The sequence below is a fragment of the Coleofasciculus sp. genome (assembly GCF_046539235.1).
In the GTDB taxonomy this organism is placed as follows: Bacteria; Cyanobacteriota; Cyanobacteriia; order Cyanobacteriales; family Coleofasciculaceae; genus Coleofasciculus.
Genome location: NZ_JBKHHI010000051.1, coordinates 1 through 23,901 on the forward strand (window position 1 = coordinate 1; position 23,901 = coordinate 23,901).

The 23,901-nt window shown below is 45.6% G+C and carries 13 protein-coding genes; 9 read left to right on the forward strand and 4 right to left on the reverse strand.

Annotated elements, in window-relative coordinates; genetic code table 11:
• The 6 genes from ACLFWI_RS07040 to ACLFWI_RS07065 form a co-directional block, all read left to right on the forward strand.
• Positions 1-2,853: calcium-binding protein (locus ACLFWI_RS07040; protein ID WP_446412335.1), on the forward strand; the 2,853-nt coding region annotated here is incomplete at its 5' end.
• 1,434 nt (positions 2,854-4,287) lie between these two features.
• Positions 4,288-8,238: a two-partner secretion domain-containing protein gene (locus ACLFWI_RS07045; RefSeq protein WP_446412336.1), complete on the forward strand. Its 3,951-nt coding sequence runs from the start codon at positions 4,288-4,290 to the stop codon at positions 8,236-8,238.
• A gap of 313 nt (positions 8,239-8,551) precedes the next feature.
• The gene (locus ACLFWI_RS07050) at positions 8,552-9,376 is read left to right on the forward strand and encodes an Rpn family recombination-promoting nuclease/putative transposase (RefSeq protein WP_446412337.1); all 825 of its coding nucleotides are present in this window, start codon (positions 8,552-8,554) and stop codon (positions 9,374-9,376) included.
• Between the two features lie 189 nt (positions 9,377-9,565).
• Positions 9,566-12,301 carry a CHAT domain-containing protein gene (locus ACLFWI_RS07055; protein WP_446412338.1) on the forward strand — a complete coding sequence of 912 codons (2,736 nt, stop codon included), beginning with the start codon at positions 9,566-9,568 and terminating at the stop codon, positions 12,299-12,301.
• Positions 12,302-12,749: 448 nt separating this feature from the next.
• Positions 12,750-13,391 (forward strand): restriction endonuclease subunit R, encoded by a 642-nt coding sequence (locus ACLFWI_RS07060; RefSeq protein WP_446412339.1) that lies wholly within the window; start codon positions 12,750-12,752, stop codon positions 13,389-13,391.
• Positions 13,392-13,590: 199 nt separating this feature from the next.
• Positions 13,591-14,160: a Uma2 family endonuclease gene (locus tag ACLFWI_RS07065; protein WP_446412340.1), complete on the forward strand. Its 570-nt coding sequence runs from the start codon at positions 13,591-13,593 to the stop codon at positions 14,158-14,160.
• Positions 14,161-14,426: 266 nt separating this feature from the next.
• On the opposite strand, the gene ACLFWI_RS07070 is transcribed toward ACLFWI_RS07065, so the two are convergent.
• The 4 genes from ACLFWI_RS07070 to ACLFWI_RS07085 all read right to left on the reverse strand — a co-directional run bounded on the left by ACLFWI_RS07070 (position 14,427) and on the right by ACLFWI_RS07085 (position 19,700).
• Positions 14,427-15,404, reverse strand: a complete 978-nt coding sequence (locus tag ACLFWI_RS07070) for a tetratricopeptide repeat protein (protein WP_446412341.1) — start codon at positions 15,402-15,404, stop codon at positions 14,427-14,429.
• Positions 15,405-15,545: 141 nt separating this feature from the next.
• Positions 15,546-17,348 (reverse strand): protein kinase domain-containing protein, encoded by a 1,803-nt coding sequence (locus ACLFWI_RS07075; RefSeq protein WP_446412342.1) that lies wholly within the window; start codon positions 17,346-17,348, stop codon positions 15,546-15,548.
• A gap of 147 nt (positions 17,349-17,495) precedes the next feature.
• Positions 17,496-18,794 carry an NB-ARC domain-containing protein gene (locus tag ACLFWI_RS07080; protein ID WP_446412343.1) on the reverse strand — a complete coding sequence of 433 codons (1,299 nt, stop codon included), beginning with the start codon at positions 18,792-18,794 and terminating at the stop codon, positions 17,496-17,498.
• 513 nt (positions 18,795-19,307) lie between these two features.
• A complete protein-coding gene (locus ACLFWI_RS07085) occupies positions 19,308-19,700 on the reverse strand; it encodes a hypothetical protein (protein ID WP_446412344.1) in 393 nt (130 codons plus the stop codon).
• Positions 19,701-19,901: 201 nt separating this feature from the next.
• Here ACLFWI_RS07085 and ACLFWI_RS07090 point away from each other — a divergent pair, with 201 nt between their 5' ends.
• The 3 genes from ACLFWI_RS07090 to ACLFWI_RS07100 form a co-directional block, all read left to right on the forward strand.
• Positions 19,902-20,729, forward strand: a complete 828-nt coding sequence (locus ACLFWI_RS07090; protein ID WP_446412345.1) for a penicillin-binding transpeptidase domain-containing protein — start codon at positions 19,902-19,904, stop codon at positions 20,727-20,729.
• Positions 20,730-21,143: 414 nt separating this feature from the next.
• The gene (locus ACLFWI_RS07095; RefSeq protein ID WP_446412346.1) at positions 21,144-23,357 is read left to right on the forward strand and encodes a phosphoketolase; all 2,214 of its coding nucleotides are present in this window, start codon (positions 21,144-21,146) and stop codon (positions 23,355-23,357) included.
• A 156-nt stretch (positions 23,358-23,513) separates the two neighbouring features.
• On the forward strand, positions 23,514-23,901 hold a 388-nt coding region (locus ACLFWI_RS07100), incomplete at its 3' end, for a protein kinase domain-containing protein (protein ID WP_446412347.1).

Consider the following 23,901-nt stretch of genomic DNA (forward strand, 5'->3'; position numbering starts at 1 on the left):
CAACTCTACGGACAAGCCGGAGATGATCACCTGGATGCAGGAGAAGGGAATGATATCCTGTTTGGCGGAACCGGAAATGACCAACTGTTTGGACGCTTAGGGGATGATATCTTAGATGCTGGCGCGGGGGATGACCATTTAGAAGCTGGCGCCGGGGATGACTCCCTCTACGGACAAGACGGAAATGATTTCCTCAATGGTGGCGATGGACATGACCGTTTAGAAGGTGGCGACGGCGATGACCAACTGATTGCTGAAGCCGGAATCGATTATCTGGACGGCGGTTCTGGCGATGATAGCCTCAGTGGTGGCGCTGATCATGACCAACTTTTGGGTCAGGCTGGGAATGATACCCTCGATGGCGGTTCTGGGGATGATAACCTCAGTGGTGGCGATGATCACGACCAACTCTTGGGTCAAGCTGGAAACGATGACCTGGATGGTGGCGCTGGCGATGATTTCCTCAATGGTGGCGACGGGAATGATGACCTCTATGGACAATCTGGTAACGATACCCTAGACGGTGGCGCAGGTCAAGATAAACTCTATGGTGATGACGGAGACGACGAACTTATCGGACAAGCCGGGGATGACTATCTAGAAGCCGGAGACGGGAATGACCAGTTATCTGGTGGTGAAAATAACGATAAACTCTACGGAGAAGCTGGGGATGATACCTTAAATGGCGGTAGCGGCGATGACCGTTTAGACGCGGGAGAGGGAGATGACCAGTTATCCGGTGACGCAGGTTTTGATTACCTAGACGGCGGTTTAGGGAATGACCAATTAGCAGGCGGTGACGATAACGATCGCCTTTATGGTCGCCAAGGGAATGATACCTTAGATGGCGGCGCTGGGGTAGACTATCTCAATGCTGGGGAAGGGGAAGACCAGATTCTCGGTGGCGCAGGAAATGACCAACTCTATGCTGATGCTGGGAATGATACCTTAGAGGGTGGCGCAGATAATGATTACCTGGATGGGGGTGCAGGTGAAGACCTCCTCAGTGGTGATGCAGGCAATGACCAACTTTATGGTCAACAAGGCAATGATACTCTAGAGGGTGGCACTGGCGACGATTACCTAGAAGGCGGAGATGGAGAAGACGAACTCACAGGTGATACCGGAAATGACCGTCTCTATGGTAAACGCGATCGCGATACTCTCAACGGTGGCGATGGCAATGATCTCCTGGATGGTGGCGATAGCAGTGACCAACTGAATGGAGATGACGGGAATGATACCTTATATGGTCGCGCCGGATTTGATACCTTAACGGGTGGTGTCGGAAATGACGCCCTTTGGGGTGGCGATGACGCGGATATGTTATCCGGAGATGCGGGAACCGATGTCCTCCAGGGTGGCGATGGGAATGATCAGCTATCGGGGGGTGAGGGAAATGATCGCCTCTATGGGAACGATGATAATGATACCTTAGAAGGGAATTCTGGCAATGACCTCCTCAACGGCGGTGCGGGTGATGACCACCTGCTGGGGAATGACGGATTTGACCGCCTCTATGGGAAGAAAGGGAATGACTGGTTAGATGGCGGGGATGGAAGTGACCAACTTCGGGGTGAAGCCGGTGATGATACCTTATTTGGACAAGCCGGAACCGACTATTTAGACGGCGGTTCTGGGGATGACCAACTCTATGGTGGCACAGGACGCGATCGCCTCTACGGACGTCAGGGTGAAGATGTCCTCGACGGTGGCGCAGATCATGACCTATTGCAAGGCGGTTCCGGGGATGACCAACTCTATGGTCAAACGGGTGACGATATCCTTAATGGCGGTTCCGGCGATGACCTCATTTGGGGCGGTGATCACAATGATACCCTGGACGGTGGAACAGGGGACGACTATCTGGATGGCGGAAGTGGCAATGATCAGATTAATGGCGGTGACGATAATGACCAACTCTTCGGTCAATCTGGTGTCGATATCTTAAACGGCGGTTCCGGGAATGATTACCTAGAAGGCGGCTTAGACAATGACCAGCTTAGCGGCGATCGCGGCAATGATCAACTCTATGGTCAACAAGGCGATGATTCCCTAGAGGGGAACGATGGAAACGATTACCTAGAGGGCGGTGTAGGCAATGATACCCTAGCAGGCGATCGCGGTAATGACCAACTTTATGGTCAAGACGGTGAAGATATCCTCACGGGCGGAACCGATGATGATTACCTCGATGGTGGTGCGGATAATGACCAGCTTCTGGGAGGTCAAGGTAATGACCAACTCTATGGACAAGCCGGGGATGATGTATTAGAGAGTGGCGAGGGTGACGACTATCTAGAGGGAGGTTCCGGCGATGACCACCTGTTAGCGGGTAACGGTGATGATCAATTATACGGTCAACAGGGAACGAATTACCTAGATGGTGGTGCGGGTCATGACTACATCGAAGGCGGTGATGGGATGGACACCCTATTAGGACAATCCGGCGATGATTACCTAATTGGCGGTGATGGCGATGATCTCCTCAAAGGCGGTTCCGGTTACGACTGGCTAGAAGGCGGTGCTGGGAATGACCAACTCTACGCCGGGAGTGGCGATGATATCCTCGATGGCGGTGCAGGAAATGACCAACTCTATGGTGGAACGGGTATGGATACCTTTATCCTCGGTTCGGGTGCAGGTACAGATACCATTTTCAACTTTACCGTGGGCATGGATTGGATTGGTTTAACCGGCGGAATTACCTTTGAGGATCTGTCAATTAGCCAAGGCACCAATAGCCAAGAAAATGACACCTTGCTTACGATTCAGGACAGTGGTGAACAGCTTGCCACCTTAACAGGCGTTCAAGCTAACACTCTCACCCATTTCGACTTCACGATCATCTAGAACCGCGATTGATCCAAGACAGGGACACGATAGTATCGTGTCCCTACAAACGATCAGGCTTTAATTGTAAGTCAAAGGGACATTGACCCAAAAAAGACCAAATTAGGGCTTGACTTTCTGGCTAATTTTAGGTATTTTTATACCATGGGAAAATGTGCCGTCCTATAGACCCCAATTAACCGTAAACCGTAGGGTGGGTTAGGCGGTAATCAATTGACAAAACAAACCCTTTAATTCGCTATCCAACCTAACCCACCGAGTTATCCTTTGCAACAGGTAAACCAACGACGAGGGCGAGTCGAGACAATTAATGGATTTCCCAGTAACGATAGTGCAGCGAGGAACCCCTACAAAGTTACAGAATTCAAGGATTACAGCGTATAGGATATGGAAGCGCGATCGCTTTCCTCCCTCACCATCCCTTGTCACCCTAGTCTTGCCCAGATTCTGCCCGATTCGACATGAAGTTCTGAATGTTCGTCAATCCTATCGAGGTTCCGGTTTTGTTTGCCCATCACAGGAGTAATCGCGGCGAAAAAAAATAGGATTAGGGGTTGATTTTTCGGGAGAGTTTTGGTAATTTTAGATAATGGGAAAATGTGCCGTCCTATAGACCCCGATCAACCGGAATCTGTAGGGTGGGTTAGGCGGTACTCAATTGACAAAACAAACCCTTTAATTCGCCATCAAACCTAACCCACCGAGTTATCGTTGGCAACAGGTAAACCAACGAGGATTCCTCAACAAAATTAATGGATTTCCCCGTCACGATAGTGGGGCGAGTCGGGTAAATTAATGCCTCTCCCCGTCACGATAGTGCAGCGACTCGCCCCTACAAGGTTACAGGATTACAGGATTACAGGATTACAGGATTACAGGACACAAAACACAATAAAATAAATATCAGGTTAGGAATGACCTAAATTTCAAATCTAGAGGACTCAACGTTCCTCAATCCTACCAAGGTTAAGGTTTTCCTAACATATCAGAGGAGGAATCGCTGCTAAAAAGATAGAAGTAGTGCTTGACTTTGGCTGTAATTTTAGGTAGTTTTATATAATGGGAAAATGTGCCGTCCTATAGACCCCAATCAACCCTCAACCCGTAGATCCGTAGGGTGGGTTAGGCGGTACTCAATTGACAAAACAAACCCTTTAATTAGATATCCGCTGTAACCCACCAAGTTATCCTTAATCAGGAATGAACTAACGACGAGAATTCCTCAACACAACCAAGGGTTTTCCCGGTAACGATAGGAGGGCGAGTCGGGTCAATTAATGGATTTCCCGGTAACGATAGTGCAGCGACTCGCCCCTACAAAATTACAGGGTTACAGGGTTACAGGGTTACAGGATTACAGGACACAGGACACAGAACATAATAAAATAAATATCAGGTTAGGAATCACCTAAATCTCAAATCAAAGAGGGTGCTATGATGACCATCAATCAAGGCTTACAGCGTTTAGGCTATTGGGGCGCGATCGCGTCATTCTTCTTCCTCCCCTGCAACCCTGTCCTCGCCCAGATTACACCCGATTCCACATTAGGCGCTGAACAATCCTCAATCCTACCGAATGGGGTGGTTATCGATGGAATAACCGCCGATTTAATTCAGGATGGCGCCAGCCGAGGTTCAGCCTTATTTCATAGCTTTTTAGAATTTAATATTAACGAAGGACAACGGGTTTATTTTGCTAATCCTGACGGAATCAAAGCCATTTTTAGTCGAGTAACCGGAACTGATCCCTCTGACATTTTGGGGACATTAGGCGTCAATGGCGCAGCCGATTTATTTTTGATCAATCCCAATGGAATTCTCTTTGGCGAAAATGCTCAATTAGACATCCGGGGTTCGTTTATCGGGAGTACAGCCAATGGGGTGGTATTTGAGAATGGCACTATCTTCAGTGCAACCAATCCAGAAGCACCGCCATTACTCACTATTAATGTTCCCTTGGGGTTGCAATATGGTGAAGTAGCGGGGGGTCAAAACTCAGCCGCGATTACCAATTTAGGGAATCTAGAAGTAGGTAAAGATTTAACCTTAGTTGGCGGAACAATTAGCAGTACCGGACAATTAGCCGCCCCCGCCGGATACCTAGAGATAGCCGCATTAACTGGAGATGCAACAGTGCGGGATGGATTGGCGCAGTCGGCTATTTTCTTGGCGAATAATAATTTAATTTTAGAAGAAAGTCAGTTAGTCACCGCTGGAGATTTAATCCTGTTGGCTGGCGATACGGTACGGGTGCGGGATACTGTAGAAACTCCGTTTATTGCCCATACAGGCGGGAATCTTTATATTCAAGGAAATCAAGGCATTGATATTCTGGCATTGAATCATCCAGGAATGCCATTTCAGAGTGGTGGGGATTTAAGTTTAATTAGTGATGGGGTCATTTCTGGGGATGCTCATTTTGCCAGTGGGGGTCAGTTTTCGATTCTGAATTTAGCGGGGGAACCGGGGGAATTTTGGAGTTACTATGATCCGATTATAAGTGTAGATGGAGATGTAATTCTGGGGGATTATACAGGCGCTTCACTGTTAATCGAAGCCACCGGAAGCATCAAGACAGGAAATATCATAATTACTCAAGCTGATATATCTTTAAATGATACGAATGACCCCACTGACCCAGACATTGCTATATTGACAAGTGAGCCAGCCTTGATTCTGCGATCGGGAGTTGATAATCTAAAATATCCGGTAACTCCGCCAAATCTACCACAGCCACCCCAGCCACCGCCAACCAACTCCACATTCGAGTATGAGAATGATTTTGAAGAAGCAGTTGGTTCAGAATGGTCTAATACAAAAACAGACAAAACACCCGACGAAGGCACAATCGATACAACTTTCCTGGGACCCTTTGGTCAAGAAACGGTAAGCTTAACACTTAATAATCTTCCCTCACCTGCCAATGTAACGGGATCTTTTGATCTATTTATTATAGGATCATGGGACGGTAACGATACCTCGGCGATTAGTGGACCAGATGTTTGGCAGTTACGTATTGATGATAATGTGTGGGTAAACGCAACGTTTAGTAATGTCAACAGTAAACAGTCATTTCCTGATGATTATCTTGAAGGAGAACATCCGTCCCATCAATCGGCTGCTCACATAGACGAATTGGGATACACGTCTTCTGATATTCAAGACTTAACCTTCGGTGACTCAATTTACACGATAGATTTTTCCTTAGCACACACATCAAACTCTCTACAAATCGATTTTTCTAAATTACCACCCGGAGAAGTGCTTGAAAATGAAAACTGGGGGATCGATAATATCGAAGTAGTGGCGGAAGTTTCCTCAACACCCCCAGTCACACCACCGGATAATAGCTCAACTTTACCCTCTTTCACGACTTCTGTAAAACTGTCAGATGGCAGTATCACCACAGTCAATATTGAAACTCTAGGAGGGCGAGTTATCTTAGACGCAACCAGCGATATTAATCTGATGGGAGGAATTACCTCAAATGGTGGCGAGATTAGTATTAATAGCGATAGCGTAGTCAATGCCACGGGAGTGATTATCGACTCCACGAATAATGCAGGAACGGGCAACAGTGGTAATATTGACGTCACAGCACAATCAGTTTCTTTCGCTGATGGTGCCCGATTACTTTCTAGAGTAGTTGGTAACAATCAGGGAGGAAATATCACGGTAAAGGCTTCTGAATCAGTCAACCTGACTGATTCATTACCGACTGGAAATTCAACGGGTTTGTTTGCTACCTCTGACGGTAGTGGTGAACCGGGAAATGTTTTCGTAGAAACTCCAGAGTTAAATCTTCAAGGGAGAGCCAGAATATTAACGGAAGCTTACGAGATAGGAAATGCTGGAGAATTAAGGATTAAAACTGACCGTTTAATCCTTCAGGATGGTGCCAGAGTATCAGCTTTAACCTCTGGTCAAGGTAAAGGAGGAAATTTAATCGTTGAGGCTACGGAGTCTGTTCAATTAATCGGTAGTGATGGAATATTTCCCAGTGCATTAACAACTAGCGCCCTAACCAATGGAAATTTTAATCCGGGAGATGCAGGAAATTTAACGATTAATACCAATCAGTTAATTGTAAAAGATGGGGCAATCGCAACTGCTTCCACAACCACATCAGGTCAGGGAGGAGATTTAACAGTAAACGCTTCAACAGTCCAACTCAGTGGAACAGGTATCTTGAGCAACGGTGATGAAATTCCAAGTGGCTTGTTTACCGATACCAGTAACATTGGTAATGCTGGAGATTTAACAATTAACACCACAAACTTGATTGTGGAGGATGGCGCGATAGCCTCAACATCTACCTTTGGTCAAGATAGTCAGGGAAGTCAAGGAGGAAATTTAATCGTGAACGCTGCTTCCGTTGAACTCCGGGGACGTTCCGATAGAGGTTTATCTAGTGGTTTGTATGCCCAAACCTTTGGCACTGGTCAAGCTGGGAACTTGACAATTAACACACAAGATTTAATTGTACAGGAACAAGCCAGAGTTACCGTAGCGGCTGGGGGTGCGACACAAGTAAGAGTTCCCACAATTCCCGCATTGCTGTTGGATATTTTATCTAATCTTGAGATTCCAGCGATTAGTCAAGCCACAGGAGATGCTGGGAATATAGGAATCACAGCAGACAAAATAACATTAGAGAATCAGGGTACTATTATCGCTGAAACTGAAGCAACTGAAGGTGGCAATATTACCCTCAACGTCAACGATATACTACTCCTGCGCCATAACAGTTCAATTTCCACCACCGCCGGAACTGCCCAAGCTGGGGGAAATGGGGGCAATATCCGGATTAATTCACCCTTTATTGTCGGACTTCCCTGGGAAAATAGCGATATTACCGCCAACGCCTTCTTTGGGAATGGGGGAAGAGTTGATATCACCGCCAACAAAATTTATGGACTCGAATTTCGCTCTCGCCTCACTCCCCTGTCTGACATTACCGCCAGTTCCGAATTTGGCGAACAAGGAGTCGTGGAACTCGACACCTTAGAAATTGACCCCAACACCGGATTACTGCAATTACCTCCCCCAGCTTCCCCACCCGATTTTCTCAATTTCTGTCAAGGGGGTTCTGACCAAACTCCCAGCCATTTTATTATTAGTGGACGCGGCGGTGTTCCTCCCACAATTTCCCAAGTAACGGGAACCGATAATGTGTGGGAAGATTTGCGTCCCCTAGTTCCTAGTAACGATAATCGCCCAGCCAAGATTGAACCTGTAACCCAGACTCGTTCAACCCCAATAATTGAAGCCCAAGGCTGGATAAAATTACCCGATGGAACAATCGTTCTCACCGCCCAAGCCCCCAACGTTACCCCTCATCCGGGTTGGCAAAATCCGATTAATTGTCGGAGTGCGGTTAAGTGATAGATGGGGGATAATAATGAGGGACTGCTGAATCTAACTTTTCACGGTATTTGGCACATCTGTAGGGGCGGGTTTCACGACTATCTTTTTGGTTGCACCCAGATGTGACTAAACCCGCCCCGACTCAGGTTTGTAAACTTCTCTTGAAAAGTAGGGACACCATCCTTGCGCCCTCATGTACCTCTATTTGAGCAAGGCTATGTATTTTTTAACGCAGAGGTCAAGAGAGGTTTACGCAGAGGTCAAGAGAGGGATTGAGTGGTGGGGAGGGGAGGGGTTGATGGTTCTGAAATAAATAGGAGGTGGATGATTGATGACGTTTATTAATCCGAAAACTGATTTTGCTTTTAAGAAAATTTTTGGCTCGAAGAAAAGTAAGGAGATTTTGATGAGTTTCCTGAATGCTATTCTGTATCAGGAACGGGAGATAATTCAAGACCTAGAAATCCTTGACCCTTATCAATCCCCTCGCATCCAGGGAATCAAGGATTCCTATTTAGATGTGAAAGCCGTCATCACTGGAAACAAAACTGTCATCATTGAAATGCAGGTACTCAATGTTTTAGGCTTTGAGAAACGAGTCCTGTATAATGCCGCTCAAGCATTTTCGATTCAATTAGGCGTTGGGGAAGATTACAACTTGTTGAATCCGGTGATTGCTTTAACTATTACCGACTTTGAGATGTTTCCCAACAATGCCAAAATCATCTCTCGCTATTGCCTCAAGGAGAAAGAAACCTTAACAGATTATACCGATGACATTGAATTAGTCTTTGTCGAATTACCCAAATTCAATAAAACCCTGGAGGAATCAGAAAGCTTAACCGACAAATGGCTTTACTTCCTCAAATTCGCCAACACCTTAAAAGACGTGCCGCAAACAATGGCAACGATTCCCCCTTTGAAACAGGCATTTACCATTGCCAGACAGAGTAAACTAACTAAACGGGAATTAGAAGCCTTGGAGAAGCGAGAGATTTTTATTCAAGATAGTCAGAATGCGATTCGCAAAGCCAAACTCGACGGTATGCGGGAAAAAGCGATTGCCATTGCCCGTGAACTCCTCGATGTTTTAGATATTGAAACAATCAGTCAAAAAACCGGATTAAGTATTGCCAAAATTCAAGAGTTAACCTAAATGTCACTAACTGGTATGTTGGTGGGCAATGCCCACCCTACTACGGCTTCCAAAACAACAAATGACGTAGCTTGCTTCTCGCGAAGCGAGTATGACGAATGACAAATGACGAATGACGAATGACGAATGACAAATGACGAATGACGAATGACGAATGACGAATGACAAATGACAAAGGACAAATGACGAATGACAAATAACAATCGCCATCTACTGATTGGATTTATCCTCGGATTATTCCTATTCATCGGTATCCCCCCTGTCTTATCCCAAAGTAACCCAATTACCCCCCCTATCCAATCCGCCGCACAATCTATAACCCAAGGGAGAACTTTTTACGCCGCCAAAGAGTATCAACAAGCCATTCACTTCTGGCGACAAGCCGCCCAAGGCTATGAAAGCCAAGGTGATACCCTGCATCACGCCCAAGCCTTGAGTTATCTCTCCTTAGCCTATCAGAAACTCCACCAATGGACAGACGCCGACGCCGCCATCACAGCCAGTCTGACTCTATTAGATACCGTAGCAGAATCAGGAGAGCGATCGCGCCTTTATGCTCAAGCCCTGAATCACCGAGGTCGTCTAGAATTAGCCTTAGGGCGGGCGGAATCTGCATTAGCCACCTGGAAGCAAGCCACGCAAACCTATCAACAACTCGATGATGACATCGGCGTGACAGGTAGCCTATTCAACCAAGCCCAAGCCATGGAAGCCTTGGGATTCTATCGTCGCGCCTGTCAGATTTCCCTGCAAGCCCTCCAGGTAGACAACCATTGCAACTTATCTGAATCAGGCGAATTAGACGCCGCCGTTAACACCTTTACCCAGCAATCTCAACCCGCGTTTACCGTTGTCGGTTTACGCCACCTAGGAAATGTTCTCCGCCTCGTTGGACATTGGCAAGAGTCAAACCATATTTTACACCAAGCCTTAGACTTAGCCAAACAAATCGACTCTCCATCCAACCAAAGTGCCACATTATTCAGTTTAGGCAAAACCGAATACGCCTTATACCGCCAAGCCAAAGACTTATGGGAGAGAAGTAATATCACCCAGAATCGCGACAAAGCCAAAGAATTGGCAAGGGCTGCATTAAACACCTATCAGCAAGCCGCCGCCATCAACACCGACTCCACCACCTTACCCCTAGAAGCCCAACTGCATCGACTCCGTTTATTAATCGAGTTTCAGCAGTGGTTACAAACCCTAGAAAAAACCGATACAACCGCCAACCCAGCCGAATTTACCCCCCAAATTCAATCCCAAGTCGAGACATTACTCAATAGTCCCCTTGCCAACTTACCCCCCAGTAAAATCGCTATTTATAGCCGACTCACCTTTGCCCAAGATTTACTGCACTTACCCCAATATGACCCAAACTTTAGTCATGCCCTGGATTATAGCCAAACCGCATTTAACCAAGCAAAATCCCTGCAAAACCAACGGGCAAAATCTGAAGCCCTGGGTACATTAGGTCACATTTACGAATACAATCAACAGTGGAAAGATGCCCAAGACTTAACCCATCAAGCCCTGGGTTTAGCCCAATCCCTTGACGCCGAAGACTTAGCCTATAAATGGTTATGGCAATCGGGACGAATTTATTGGCAACAGCAGCAAAAAGAAAACGCCATTCATGCTTACGACGCCTCGATTAACCTACTGGATTCCGTGCGCCGGAATTTATTAGCCATCAACCCCGGCGTGCAGTTTTCCTTTTTAGACGATGTGCGACCCATTTATCAAGAATTCCTAGAAATATTATTACAACCCGACGCCAATCTCGACCATCTCAGTCAAGCCACACGCATTAGCGAAGCCCTACAACTCGCTGAACTCGAAGACTTTCTCCGCTGTAGTTTTACCAACTTAGTCTCCATTGACCAAAGTGACAATCCGCCGGATGCAATTATTTATCCCATTTTACTCGAAGACCGCCTCGAAGTTCTAGTTAAATTGCCCAAATCTGACTCATCTCCAGAAAACGTTTATCGGTATACCACCCAAGTTTCTGCCAAAGACTTTAGCCAAACCCTCTACGACTTACGCCAACAATTAGATGACCCCCAAAATCCAGTAAACCGCTTAATTTTACCCCCAGCCCAAAAACTCTATAACTGGCTACTCAAATCAGCGAGTGCTGACTTACCCCAAACCGGAACCCTAGTCTTTGTTCTCGATAGCACCCTACAAAATCTCCCCATTTCCATTCTCCACGATGGTCAACATTACTTAGTCGAAACCTATAATATTACCGTTAGCCTAGGGTCACAATTACCCAACCTCAACCCCTTATCCCCAACCCATTGGCAAGGACTACTAGCCGGAATTCATAAAAAAGCCGATAGTTACCCACCCAAATTACCCGCCTTATCCAGTGTCTGGGAGGAACTACATCAGATTCACAACACCGTTCCCAGCCAACTTCTACAAAACGAACAATTTACCCAAACCAACTTCCGAAACCAACTGATTGACCATCCATTTTCCGTAATTCATCTAGCCACTCACGGCGAATTTAGTTCAGATGTAACCAAAACCGTCATCTACGCTTGGGATAAGAAAATCCCCGTAGAAAAATTTGGTCAACTGTTGCAACAGAGAGAACAAACCCGCAGCGAACCCATTCAATTATTAGTCCTCAGCGCCTGTCAAACAGCCTCAGGTGATAAACGCGCCGCCTTAGGATTAGCCGGAGTCGCATTAAGGGCAAATGCCAGTAGTACCGTCGCCAGTTTATGGCGCGTTAGTGATGATTCTACCGCCCAATTAATGGACGAATTTTACCAGCAATTAAATCAAAGCATTCCTAAAGCCGAAGCCCTAGCCAACGCCCAACGAAAATTTATAAATAATCCCGATAATCCATCCCATCAACATCCTTACTATTGGGCAGCATTCATCCTAGCCGGAAACTGGTTTTAATCGTTCGTAGTAAGGGCTTTAGCCCTAGCTATATTTCCGACGTAAACCCAACCGACAATCAAATAACTCCCCATCGCTTGTAGGGTGCGTTAGCCAAGCGTAACACACCAATAGTTGTAGGTTGGGTTGACGCAAGGAAACCCAACGGAATCTAGGGCTGAAGCCCTTACTACAAGCAGGTTGGGTTGACGCAAGGAAACCCAACGGAATCTAGGGCTGAAGCCCTTACTACAAGCAGGTTGGGTTGACGCAAGGAAACCCAACGGATCTAGGGCTGAAGCCCTTACTACAAGCCGAATTTAATTGATCAAATAAGGTGTGCCACGCCGCCATCGTGAGGAGAGCGTTCGCGCAGCGTTCCCAAAGGGTAGGGTAGGGAAGCGTAACGCACCAATGGTTTTACAATAGCGTTATTATAGCCAATATTAACGCTATAACTTGTAAGTCGATGGTTTTAACAGTTCAAGCCTCAGTTATCCCCATAGACGAACTAGAACAACAATTTGGTCTAATCGAAGTTGAGGATACTCAATTCTTCCAGGAATGGCAAAACAATCTCCCCGAACTCTCTGACATCGAGAAACAGATGTTAGACAAACTAAAGCAGGGTTACTTCAACCTCCTCAAACACCCACCCCTATTAGAAAATGCCATCCGCATGGCGATAATTGCCCCACTACTCTTCTTAGCCGACTTTTACCTGTTCCCCTTTCACATCAAAGCCGAAAAATCCGTCGATATTACCACAGAAAACCAAGGCTTAATTGTCGAAGGGCGACTAGACGTATTAGTCCTCAAGCAACACCTTTGGGTAGCCGTAATCGAATCCAAACGCGCCGCCTATTCTATTGAAGCCGGACTCTCACAGATGTTAGCTTATATGCTGGCTAACCCTCACCCAGAACAACCCAGTTTTGGCATGATCTCTAATGGAGGGAGTTTCCTATTTGTCAAATTAGTTCAGGGAGAAATACCTCAGTATGCGACATCAAGCCAATTCGACTTGCGACGCAAACCCGGAAATGATCTCTATAGCGTCTTGAGTATCTTGAAGCATTTGGGGGAATTGACCCGAACTAAATCCCACTAGCCATCCCGATTATCTGCAAAAACTAATATCGCTTCCACTTATGTCCGAATCCTACAAAATTTTGACCCAAATCCTTCAACCCCTCTGCGTACCTCTGCGCTAACCTCTGCGTCCCTCTGCGTTGAAAAAACATAATTCCAATACTAACAGACATAATATCAGCTTTCTACATTCAACCCACCTGAACCACAAAAAACAAATGATTGCCAATCCCCAACCCAACTACCTAACCCCCCAAGACTACCTAGACTGGGAAAAACACCAAAACATCAAATATGAATACATCAATGGTGAAGTTTTCGCCATGACAGGGGGAACCATTCCCCATAATGAAATCGCCGTTAACCTGATCGCCGCCTTAAAAAATCACCTGCGTGGGAAAGGGTGTAAAGTCTTATCCTCAGATGCCAAAGTTGGCATATCAGACAATGGTCCCTTTCACTATCCTGATGGCATGGTAACCTGTGACGAACGGGACAAATATGCGATAGAATTTGTACGCTATCCCTGTCTAATTGTCGAAGTTCTCTCACCCAGCACCGAAGCCATTGACCGAGGTAAAAAATTTAAACATTACCGTCGCATTCCCACATTGCAAGAATACGTTCTCATTAGTACCGATCAAATCAATGTTGAGTGTTTTCGACGCAACGCTGAAGGAATTTGGGAACTGCATCCTTATACAGAAGAAAATGAATTATACTTAACTAGCATTAATTTTGACTGTACGCTTGAAATGCTTTACGAAAACGTAGAATTAAGTTCGTAGTAGGGGAACCTTAGCCTAGTTCGTCATCAGGGAACTTTAGCCCTAGAAAATTAATAGATGGTGCGTTACGCTGCGCTAACGCACCCTACTGGACTGACCCAGCTAAAATGGTGCGATAGATTTGCTTCGTAGTGAGGGCTTCAGCCCTCTCCAGCTAGGCGTTAGAGAACTAAAGTTATCACTACAAACAAAGTCCTATTTTAGTTGGGTCACGCCACTACGTCTAAAGCATGTGAGTCAATGACAGACGAATGAAAAATGACAAATTAATTTAATCGCTGCATCACTTTTTCGATGTACTCAATCCGCTGTTCATCACCAATCGCCTCATATCCTACCTTAGCGTCTTGATACCAACGCCGCGCCGCTTCATAATTATTGTCCATTTCATAAACTTCGCCTAAAAACTGGGCAACTTGCGGAGTCAATTCAGCATTATTTAACTGTTGATAATGGCTGTAGGCTGCCGTTAACGCCTCAACAGCTTGCGGTAATTTTTCCTGCGCCACAAAGGATCTCGCCAGTCCAATTTGCGCCTGGGCAAGTCCGGCAATATCTTGACGACTGCTTGCCAAATCTAGGGATTCTTGATAGACTAATTCTGCTACTCTCGGTAGCTCCAATCGATTATATAAATTCCCCAGACTCTGATAAACCTCTAAATTTTGGCTATTCTTGCCAATCGCTTCTGTAAGCGTTTGAATCGCGGCTGTCATCAAGTCATAGTCTTGGTAAACTTGGGCAAGTTGCAAAGCCATTTCATCTGCACTCAGATTCTGCTGGCGAATCTCTTGTACCTGGTTTATCACGGATTCAGCTTGGCTGGGTGTCATCAGTCTAAACATCGATTTCCCCGCTTTTCCATCCGCCTCAACCATCAATTCATAATTAATCCCAGGGGTTAATGGGGATTGATTAGCCGGATAGGGAATTTCGCTGTCTCGCACATTCGGTAATTCCCAAATAGTTTCCCCCGATCGCAACAAACGCACGGTATACTCTTGAGTATCGGCTAGCGGTGTCCAAGATAAGGTAGGTTGCGGATTCAGCAGCGAACCTCTGGGCGGAATAATAATCCGAATATCCGTCAAACCACTGCGACGAGGGAAACGACAAGGGCCATTTTCTGGGCAGATTGGCTTGGGGTTTTGGGTATCCGCGATCGCGCGTTGCCAAACAATACTCTCGATTCCCGTTGCTAGAGTAAATGCGACGAGTAAAGGAAAGAATACCTTAGACTTCATATTAACACAAAAGCAGGGTAGCAGCACAAGACATTAATATCATTGTATAGACATTGACGATTACATTTCTAGCAACATTGCTTGTATAAACAAAATCGTAGGGTGCGTTAGCGCAGCGTAACGCACCGTTGTTCTGTAGAATTACTGTGAATTTAAATATTCCTGGGCTTCACCTTGCCAGGTTTGAACTTCGGGCAATCCTCTCGACTCGAATTCAAGGCAGTTTTTCCAGGAAATCAGTGCGTTTTTATCATCGCCTTGTTTTTGCTGTACTTGGGCGAGTAAACAGTGGGGCGCGGCTTGGGTTTTATTTAGAGTAATGGCAATTTGCAAATAGTTCTCGGCTTGCTGATAGTCAGCTTTTTGTCTAAATGCCCAGCCGATATTTTTGTAGAGTACGGATTGGAGACTATTTTTTTCTGTCTCATCTAAATCAAGGGTTTCTGTACGCTGCAACGCATTGAGTAGCAAGTTAATCGCTAAGTCATAATTAAACATTTGCCAAATCTGTAGACGAGCAAAATTATTCGTAGCATCAATACCGACAGAACCGTTATCCTGCATAGCAAGCTTATATTCAGCCAGCGCCTGTTCAAAGTTTTCGCTATCCTCGTCAAGGACTTCTAATTTCTTTTCAAGGACTGCTGAATTTTCGTAAAGAACTCCTAAATTGTAGTGAATTGTTGCTGTTATTCCCGGCTCTGACTCTAGATTTAAGGCTTGATTAAATTGTTCTTTAGCACATTTAAAGTCTTGTTGATACTGACAAACCAGTCCCAAGTCACTACGGACTGTAGCATCATTAGGATTAATTTTAACCGCTCGTTCTAAATTGATTCTAGCTTGCTCTAAGCGAAGTTCCATAAGGTCTTCTCGTCCCTGTTTCCAATAATACTGAAATCGCCAAGGTTGTGAGATATGATATCCGCCAATTCCTATAAGTCCTAGAGTAATAATAGTTGCAATTCCTTTAGGCGATCGCACCCAGCAGCCCAACCCCCGCAACCACAAACTGACGCGGGTTAACCCCTGCGCGATCGCTTGCACATTTTGGGGACGATTTACCACCGCATCTGCCATCAAATCATCGATAAACTCGGCTAAAGGTTTAGATATTTGTGGTGCTTTATCTTGCCAAATTAACTGACCTGTATTATGATTAATAGGTAGACAACTAGGCGGTTTATTAGTAAGTAAATGAACCAACGTGCGTCCCAAGGCATAAAAGTCGGATTGGGGCAAACATCTACCCTGCCTTTGTTCCGGTGCAGTGTATCCTTCTGATATAATCTTAGTTAATTCAACATCTCCGCGAAGTTTAGCTAAATATGTCCCGGTAATCTCCCGCACACTGCCAAAATCAATCAATACCAATCTGCCATCCGGCTTCAGAATAATATTACTGGGTTTAATATCCCGATGAAAGAATTGGTTTTGGTGCAAGTAATCAATAATCTCCAGAAGTTGTCTCAGCCAGTTGAGGGCTAATGCTTGAGACATCGTCCCATACTGTTTCGCCCACGCTTCTAAATTCTGTCCTTCAATTTTCTCCAGAACTAGGCAGTGTAATTCTGTGTTATTATTAACAGTAACCGTAAAGTACCCATCACTCTCAACTTTCGGAATTCCTGGATGATTTAACAGTTCCAGCGTCAAAGCTTCCCGTTCAAACAGTTCAACTAATTTGGCATGATTATCTTTGAGAACCTTCATCACTTTCCGGGTTCCCTGATCATCCACCTCAAAGATATCGGTATATTTCCGCGAATCTAATCGACGTAGGGGTTGAATCAACCGATATCGGTCATGAATTAATAGTGGAGTACCGCAGGTTTGACAACACTCCAATTGATCGGGATTTTGACGCTGTTTACAGTGAGGATTAATACAGTAAATCACATGATTGTTAAGGGTAGAAGGGGAAGAGAGTAAGCTGTTCGGCATTTAAACCTTAATGTCAATAATGACGAAATTATTGTAGTGCGAGCATCTTGCTCGCTACTAATACCCATCTTGCCCGCTACTAATACCCAATTTAAATGCATGACAGCTTAGAAGGGTTAACCTGTAGAGACGTTGCATGCAACGTCTCTACAAATCATTCAGTTTGTAGGTTTTCACATATTTTCTAATAATCGGCTGTAAGGTAAAAAAGGGTTCACTAGTCTTCTTCCCATCACCCCCAGTCTTCTCAATTAGAGAACGTCCCCGCAAGGAGTCCAATACCTCTAACAATTCCGAAAACGAGATAGAATTATTTTTTTGCAGCGTCCTCAGAGACAGAGGCTTGTCTTGACTGGCTAAACTCTGTATAATTTCTTGTTCTAAAGCCGATAACTTCTCAAACTGTCGGTCTAAGTTTTCCCGAAAAATATCATCGACTAAAATAGTTTGCAGGTTGGTGAACTCAATCACATCCCCATTAAAATACTCTTGAATCGTAGTTGCAACTAAGTTTAAGGCTAAAGGATTCCCTTGATAATCCCGAATCAAACTATCCCATTTTTCCTCACCCGTCAACCCATTTTCGGCTAAAATTTGGCGGGCGGCGGCGTCGGGTAAGGGGTTCAGTTGTAAGGAATGAACCGAGGGACGAGTTGTTTCTAAGCGTCGGATATCTCTCAGGGTTTCTTGAGAACAAAGTAATAAACAACTTTGATGGGACGATTCACCAAGTTGTCTCACAAGTAACCCGTATTCCTCATAGTCAGGACTATAGCGTCCAAATCTATCACCACTTCGCACAATTGTCTCCACATCATCGAGGATAAATAGACAACGGTGTTGGCTTAAATAATCCCGCAATAGCGAGATTCTCTCATTCAAGTCTGTTGGTAAATCCGATTCTTCCTGATTTCCCAAAGCGATAAGCCAATCCGCTAAAAGGGTGTCCAGGGGTAGCGGATTCCTAAGCGATCGCCAGATAATAAACTCAAACTCCTCCTCTATATCCTGCGCCAGGTTCACCGCCAACGTAGTTTTGCCAATTCCTGCCATTCCCAGGATGGCGACTAAGCGAGAGTTATCCTGAACAATCCATTGCTTCAGCCTCTCCTGTTCCTCTTGACGCCCATACATCACCGAGATATCCGGCGCTTCTCCCCAATCTCGACGCCGGGAGGACTGAGTTTGATGGGTTTGATAAGCACGGATGAGACGTTGTTTCAATTCAACTAACTTACCCGGACCGGTTCCGGTAATCTCAAACTTGCGATAAACTTCACCCAGTCGCTTCCGCAAGGCGATAGGAGTGATCCCCAGAGATCTGGCAATCTCATCCTGAGTTGACTTGCCCGTCAGGACTAACGACAACGCCTCCAGTTCAGTGTCAGACACACCGCGTTCGTCGGTCAAGGTTTTCAGGAATTCAGGGGGAATCGGGGAAGTCAATGTCTTTGGTTCTCACGTTAGTCTGTACTTCTCATTATAGACTGTGAGGCTAACCGATGATTCATCCTTCGTAGTTGAGGAACCTTAGCCTTCTCCAACTCTCAAGGGGAGCATCTATAGTTTTAGTCCATTTTAATGGACTTTAGCTATAAGCCCGGAGTTTGAACTCCGGGCTTCTCATTATAGACTGTGAGGCTAACCGATGATTCATCCTTCGTAGTTGAGGAACCTTAGCCTTCTCCAACTCTCAAGGGGAGCATCTATAGTTTTAGTCCATTTTAATGGACTTTAGCTATAAGCCCGGAGTTTGAACTCCGGGCTCCGGACTTGTGTAGCTTGTGTAGCTGTGACTTCTAGTCGCCCTTTATATTTTATATAAGGTGAGAATTAATTCAGAATTTTATCTAGCACAATTGGGTCTTTGGAGCATTTTTATGTCCCTAAACATCACTCAACTACCAAAAACCCAAATGTGAGGCTTGGTTAACCCGATCACAGAGGCTAACGCTGCATTTATCTAGGAGAAGAACGCAACGATGGAGCCGCAGCCGCGCCATAATTCACTCGGCAACCAATATTAAAGATACTGACGCCACATTCTAGGGGAACCACGTCACCGTTCCGCATGGCACTACAGCTGACATAACCATCATTGTTGGTATCTTTCATCATGCACTCAATGGGTTCTGCACCAGCACGACTAGACCACGAATTCATCCCCATCCCAGCAACAATGTGATGCCAGAAGAAAACCAGCAGGAAAAAACCCAGAAAAATTGAAACAATTGCTGCGGTGATTAACCCGGCTTTAAATTTCCAACTTTGCAGAAAATTACCAGACTTGGTTTGACTCGCATCTGGCGTAGGAGTCGATTCATTGATTGGTTTATCTTGAGTTTCGGTCATAGGAGTACGTAATCTCTTGTGATTTTAAGATAATCGCTTATGGATCTATTCTGATTGTAGCGATCGCGCCTTCTGACTGACTACTCTTTTACCCCCTCAACCTCAGGAACGATGCGATCGCCCGCCATGTAGTATAATTGACCAACTGTTATCCGCAAACCCTCAAACCCTTTCTGGAAAGTCACAAAGAGGCTCACTCAAATGAAGCTTAAACATCCACTCATATTTCTCGGATTGTTTATCACAATTTTATTCTCAATCCTTTTATACAATCCCTTAGTTTCTCCAAGTCAGGCTAATATCACCGATTTAAGCCGTATATTTGGCAACACGATTGGAGCATTTGTTCTTTATGCTCCCCAAAACAATCAATACACTTACTACAACGAGGAGCGATGCAATCAGAACTTTCCGCCGCTGTCAACCTTTAAAATTCCCAATTCGATAATTAGCCTAGAAACGGGCGCGATCGCCGATGAGACGATCACGGTTTCTTACGATTCCCAAAAATACCCATCCGAAGATTGGTGGCCCCCCCACTGGAAACAGGAAAATAACCTTCGTTCTGCTTTGAAATACTCGGTTGTTTGGTTTTACCGGGAATTAGCCCTAAAAGTGGGTGATGCCAAAATGAAAAAATACCTGGCTCATTTTCAATACGGGAATCAAGATATCTCCGGTGGACTTGACAAATTTTGGCTGTCAAGCAGCTTAAAAATATCCCCTAAGCAGCAAGTAGAGTTTTTGCGTAAATTTTACAATGATGAATTTTTGGTATCTAAAAGAACAGCTAATATTGTTAAAGATATTTTAGTCCTCGAAGAGACAGATACCTACAAACTGAGCGCGAAGACAGGAACAGGTTTCTTAGAGGACGATAATATTCTCGGTTGGCTGGTTGGCTACTTAGAGAAATCCGATGATGTTTATTTCTTTGCACTCAATCTCGAAGGGAAACAAGAGGAAGCCAGCGGCAAAAAGCGACTTGAGATGACCAAGCAAATTTTTACCCAGCTAGGAATTTTATAGGTTGTAGCTAAAACTTACAAATGTTGAAACTGTTGCCGCCTGTCTCTACCACAAGACTCCCTCTAGCAGCCCCTGCTTAAGCCCTAGCTGTACCGACAGGCACTGGCTCAGGACGGCGTTGGCGAAGCCTGTTCGATAGAACGTATCGCACTCCCTGTACCACCATATGCAAACCCCCTGTAAGCCTGCATCCGTTCCCCATGAAAGGGAGGCATAATCAAACGTCGTTGCTGCCTATTGACATAATCCTGATCCTATGAAGCAGATTCAACTCCTTCCGTGAATCCAGTCTGATTACCTGGAATTATCACTGCATAACCCAAAATTGATTAACTTTAACAACATGTAAGTTGCAAAACATTGTAAAATTTTCATAAAGTTAATCTACCGATACAATTATTTAAGGTACTCAGCATGACTGCAACAACCCCAAAAACTACGTCACCCGTTCCAGCCTTTTGCGAAGGCATCCAATACTTTGGGCAAGCCTTACCAGGTTTGGAGACGTATGGTGGAAAACCTGCCATTGCTGAGGGCAACGTTGCGATCGCATCTCCATCTGACCCGGCGGCTGTCTTCCAAACTCTCCTAGCGGCTGATGCCCTGCGTTACCTAACCCTGCAAGTCACAGCATCCAAAGCATCCGGTCATCCCGGCGGATTTGCCAGCGTCGCCGAAGGTATCGCCGCATTAATCATGCTGGGCTACAAAAATATTATTACCGAAGTGGGACACCATGCCCCCGGCTTTTACAGCACCATGTTCTTAGATCGTTCCCTAGAGGACATGGGGATTACCACCGTGCAACAAATGCGGGAACGCTTCCGGGAAATGCATGGACTCCTCGGACACCTATCCGGTCAAATTCCTGGACTCCTCAACCCCGCCGGACCCTTGGGACAAGGGCAGCATTTCGCCATGGCGGGGGCGTTACTCCACCGGGATACCCTCTTCCCCGTGACAATTGGCGACGGGGGGATTGGTGAACCCTACATAATGAGTAGTTTTGGTCACTTCAACACCGCCTATCCTGATGTCACCAACTTCCTGCCCATCTTAGTTTGGAATGGATACTCCCAGGAACACCACAGCATGGTATCCACCAAACCCAACGAAGAGATGATTGAATATTGGGAAGGTAATGGATTTAAAGAAATTATCCTAATCAATGCCAAAGACTTTGACGATGCCAACCAACCCGGTGAATATGTGGATAGCACCGCCTTTTCCTGGGAAAAACGCTTGGAATTTACCCAAGCCGTATTAGAAGCCACAGATAAAGCCGCCAAATCTGCCCTGGGCGGTAAGCTTACCGTACTGATTATCAAACAGCTTAAAGGCGCTGGTGTCCATGCACGAGGCGCAAAAGCCCACAACCTCTACGCCTACCATACCCTAGACAATGAAGAGATTGTCCAAGCCTTGAAACAACGTGCCTTACCCCCAGAGGCTTGGCAACTGGTACGCACCAACTCTGAACGGGCAGCTGGAGGTCCCGCGTCACATCAGGTAGTGACGGAGAAGGAATTACCCCTACCGGATTTAGGCACATTACCCTTAAACGAATTTGAAATTAAGGGTGATAAGCAAGTGGCGACAACAGCGATGGGGGCGTTAGTTGCCCATGTGGGGAAACAAGACCCTAACTTTATCATTTCTAATGCTGATGGGAATGCCGCCTCTGGGATTAATAACGTTAACGTGGCGCTGAAGATTCTCCATCCTACCGTTGATGACCTCTATTATCAGGGACCCAAGGGTCAGGTGTACGAACCCTTAAGTGAAGATGCTTGTGCGGGGTTAGCGGCGAGTTTAGCCTTGTTTGGTTCCCGTACTCTGTGGTGTTCCTATGAATCCTTCGCGATTAATGGGTTACCGATATGGCAAACAGTTACCCAAGCCATGGCAGAATTGCGCCGTCCCACACCCGCTACAATTACCTTATTTACCGCTGGGGCATTAGAACAAGGGCGCAATGGGTGGACTCACCAGCGTCCAGAGATTGAAAATTACTTTGCTGCCATGATGCGGAATGGCAATGTGTTCCCCTTGTTTCCTTGTGATGCTAATAGTATCCAGGTGTGTTATGACTGGGCGCTGACGATGAAGAATAAGGGGATTACGATTACAGCGAGTAAGTCTCCCTTACCTGTATTAACCACATTTGAACAAACCCGTCAAGCCTTAAAAGATGGGGGTGTGGTGTTACATGACACGGAAGGGAGTAAAAAAGTCGTATTTGCCGTGATTGGCGATATGCCACTGATTCCCGTCTTAGATGCAGCCGTTCATCTGGAAAATCAAGGGATTGGCGTGCGAGTTGTTTCCGTAATTAGTCCCCGGCGTTTGTATCGTCCCCATGATGTCGCGTGGCAAACTTGTACAGATCCTGATAGCCACTTTTTAGATGATCAAAGGTTTGAGGAGTTCTTTGGTGGCGATGCGTTAATTGGCGTAACCGGGGGTGCCAGTGCCATGCTGGAACCGTTGATGTTACGGAGTACCGTCAAGCGGGATATTTTTGCCTGGAAGCGTGGGGAAACCGCATCGAGTGCGGGTGAAATTATGGCGTTTAATGGGTTAACAGCTGAGAATTTGACAAAGCGGGCGACTGAGTTGGTTGGATAAGATTGATTTGCATTAGGGCTTGCTGAATCAGGATTGTAGAGACGCGCCATGGCGCGTCTCTACACAGTGGGGTGGGGTGGACTCCACTTTCCTCTACGTGAGTTCGTCTTGGGTAGGGAATTGTTATAATCGAGCCAAAAATGAGAGTTAAACACAATGATCAATCCACGATACTTCTCACCACCCCAAACACCCAAGATATTTCGCCTACCTCACTATGATGAAGTTATTCTAAATACAAACAATGGATGTAAATACTGGATCGGTTCCAATATTGGACAAGGTAATTTTGGAAAAGTATATGAATGTAGGGATGAGTGGGGAAATGACCTAGTAGCCAAAGTTATTTCGCCGAAAAATCAATCATACCAACAGGTTCGAGAACGGTGGTTCGATGAAGCCAATAAACTCCTCTATCTTCGTCATCCCAATATTACTTACATGTACGATGCTTTTGAATATAGTGATACCTTTTACCTCATCATTGAATTTCGCACGAACAAATCTTGGCAGGTTATCCTCGCCAAATGGCAGAAAGCATTCA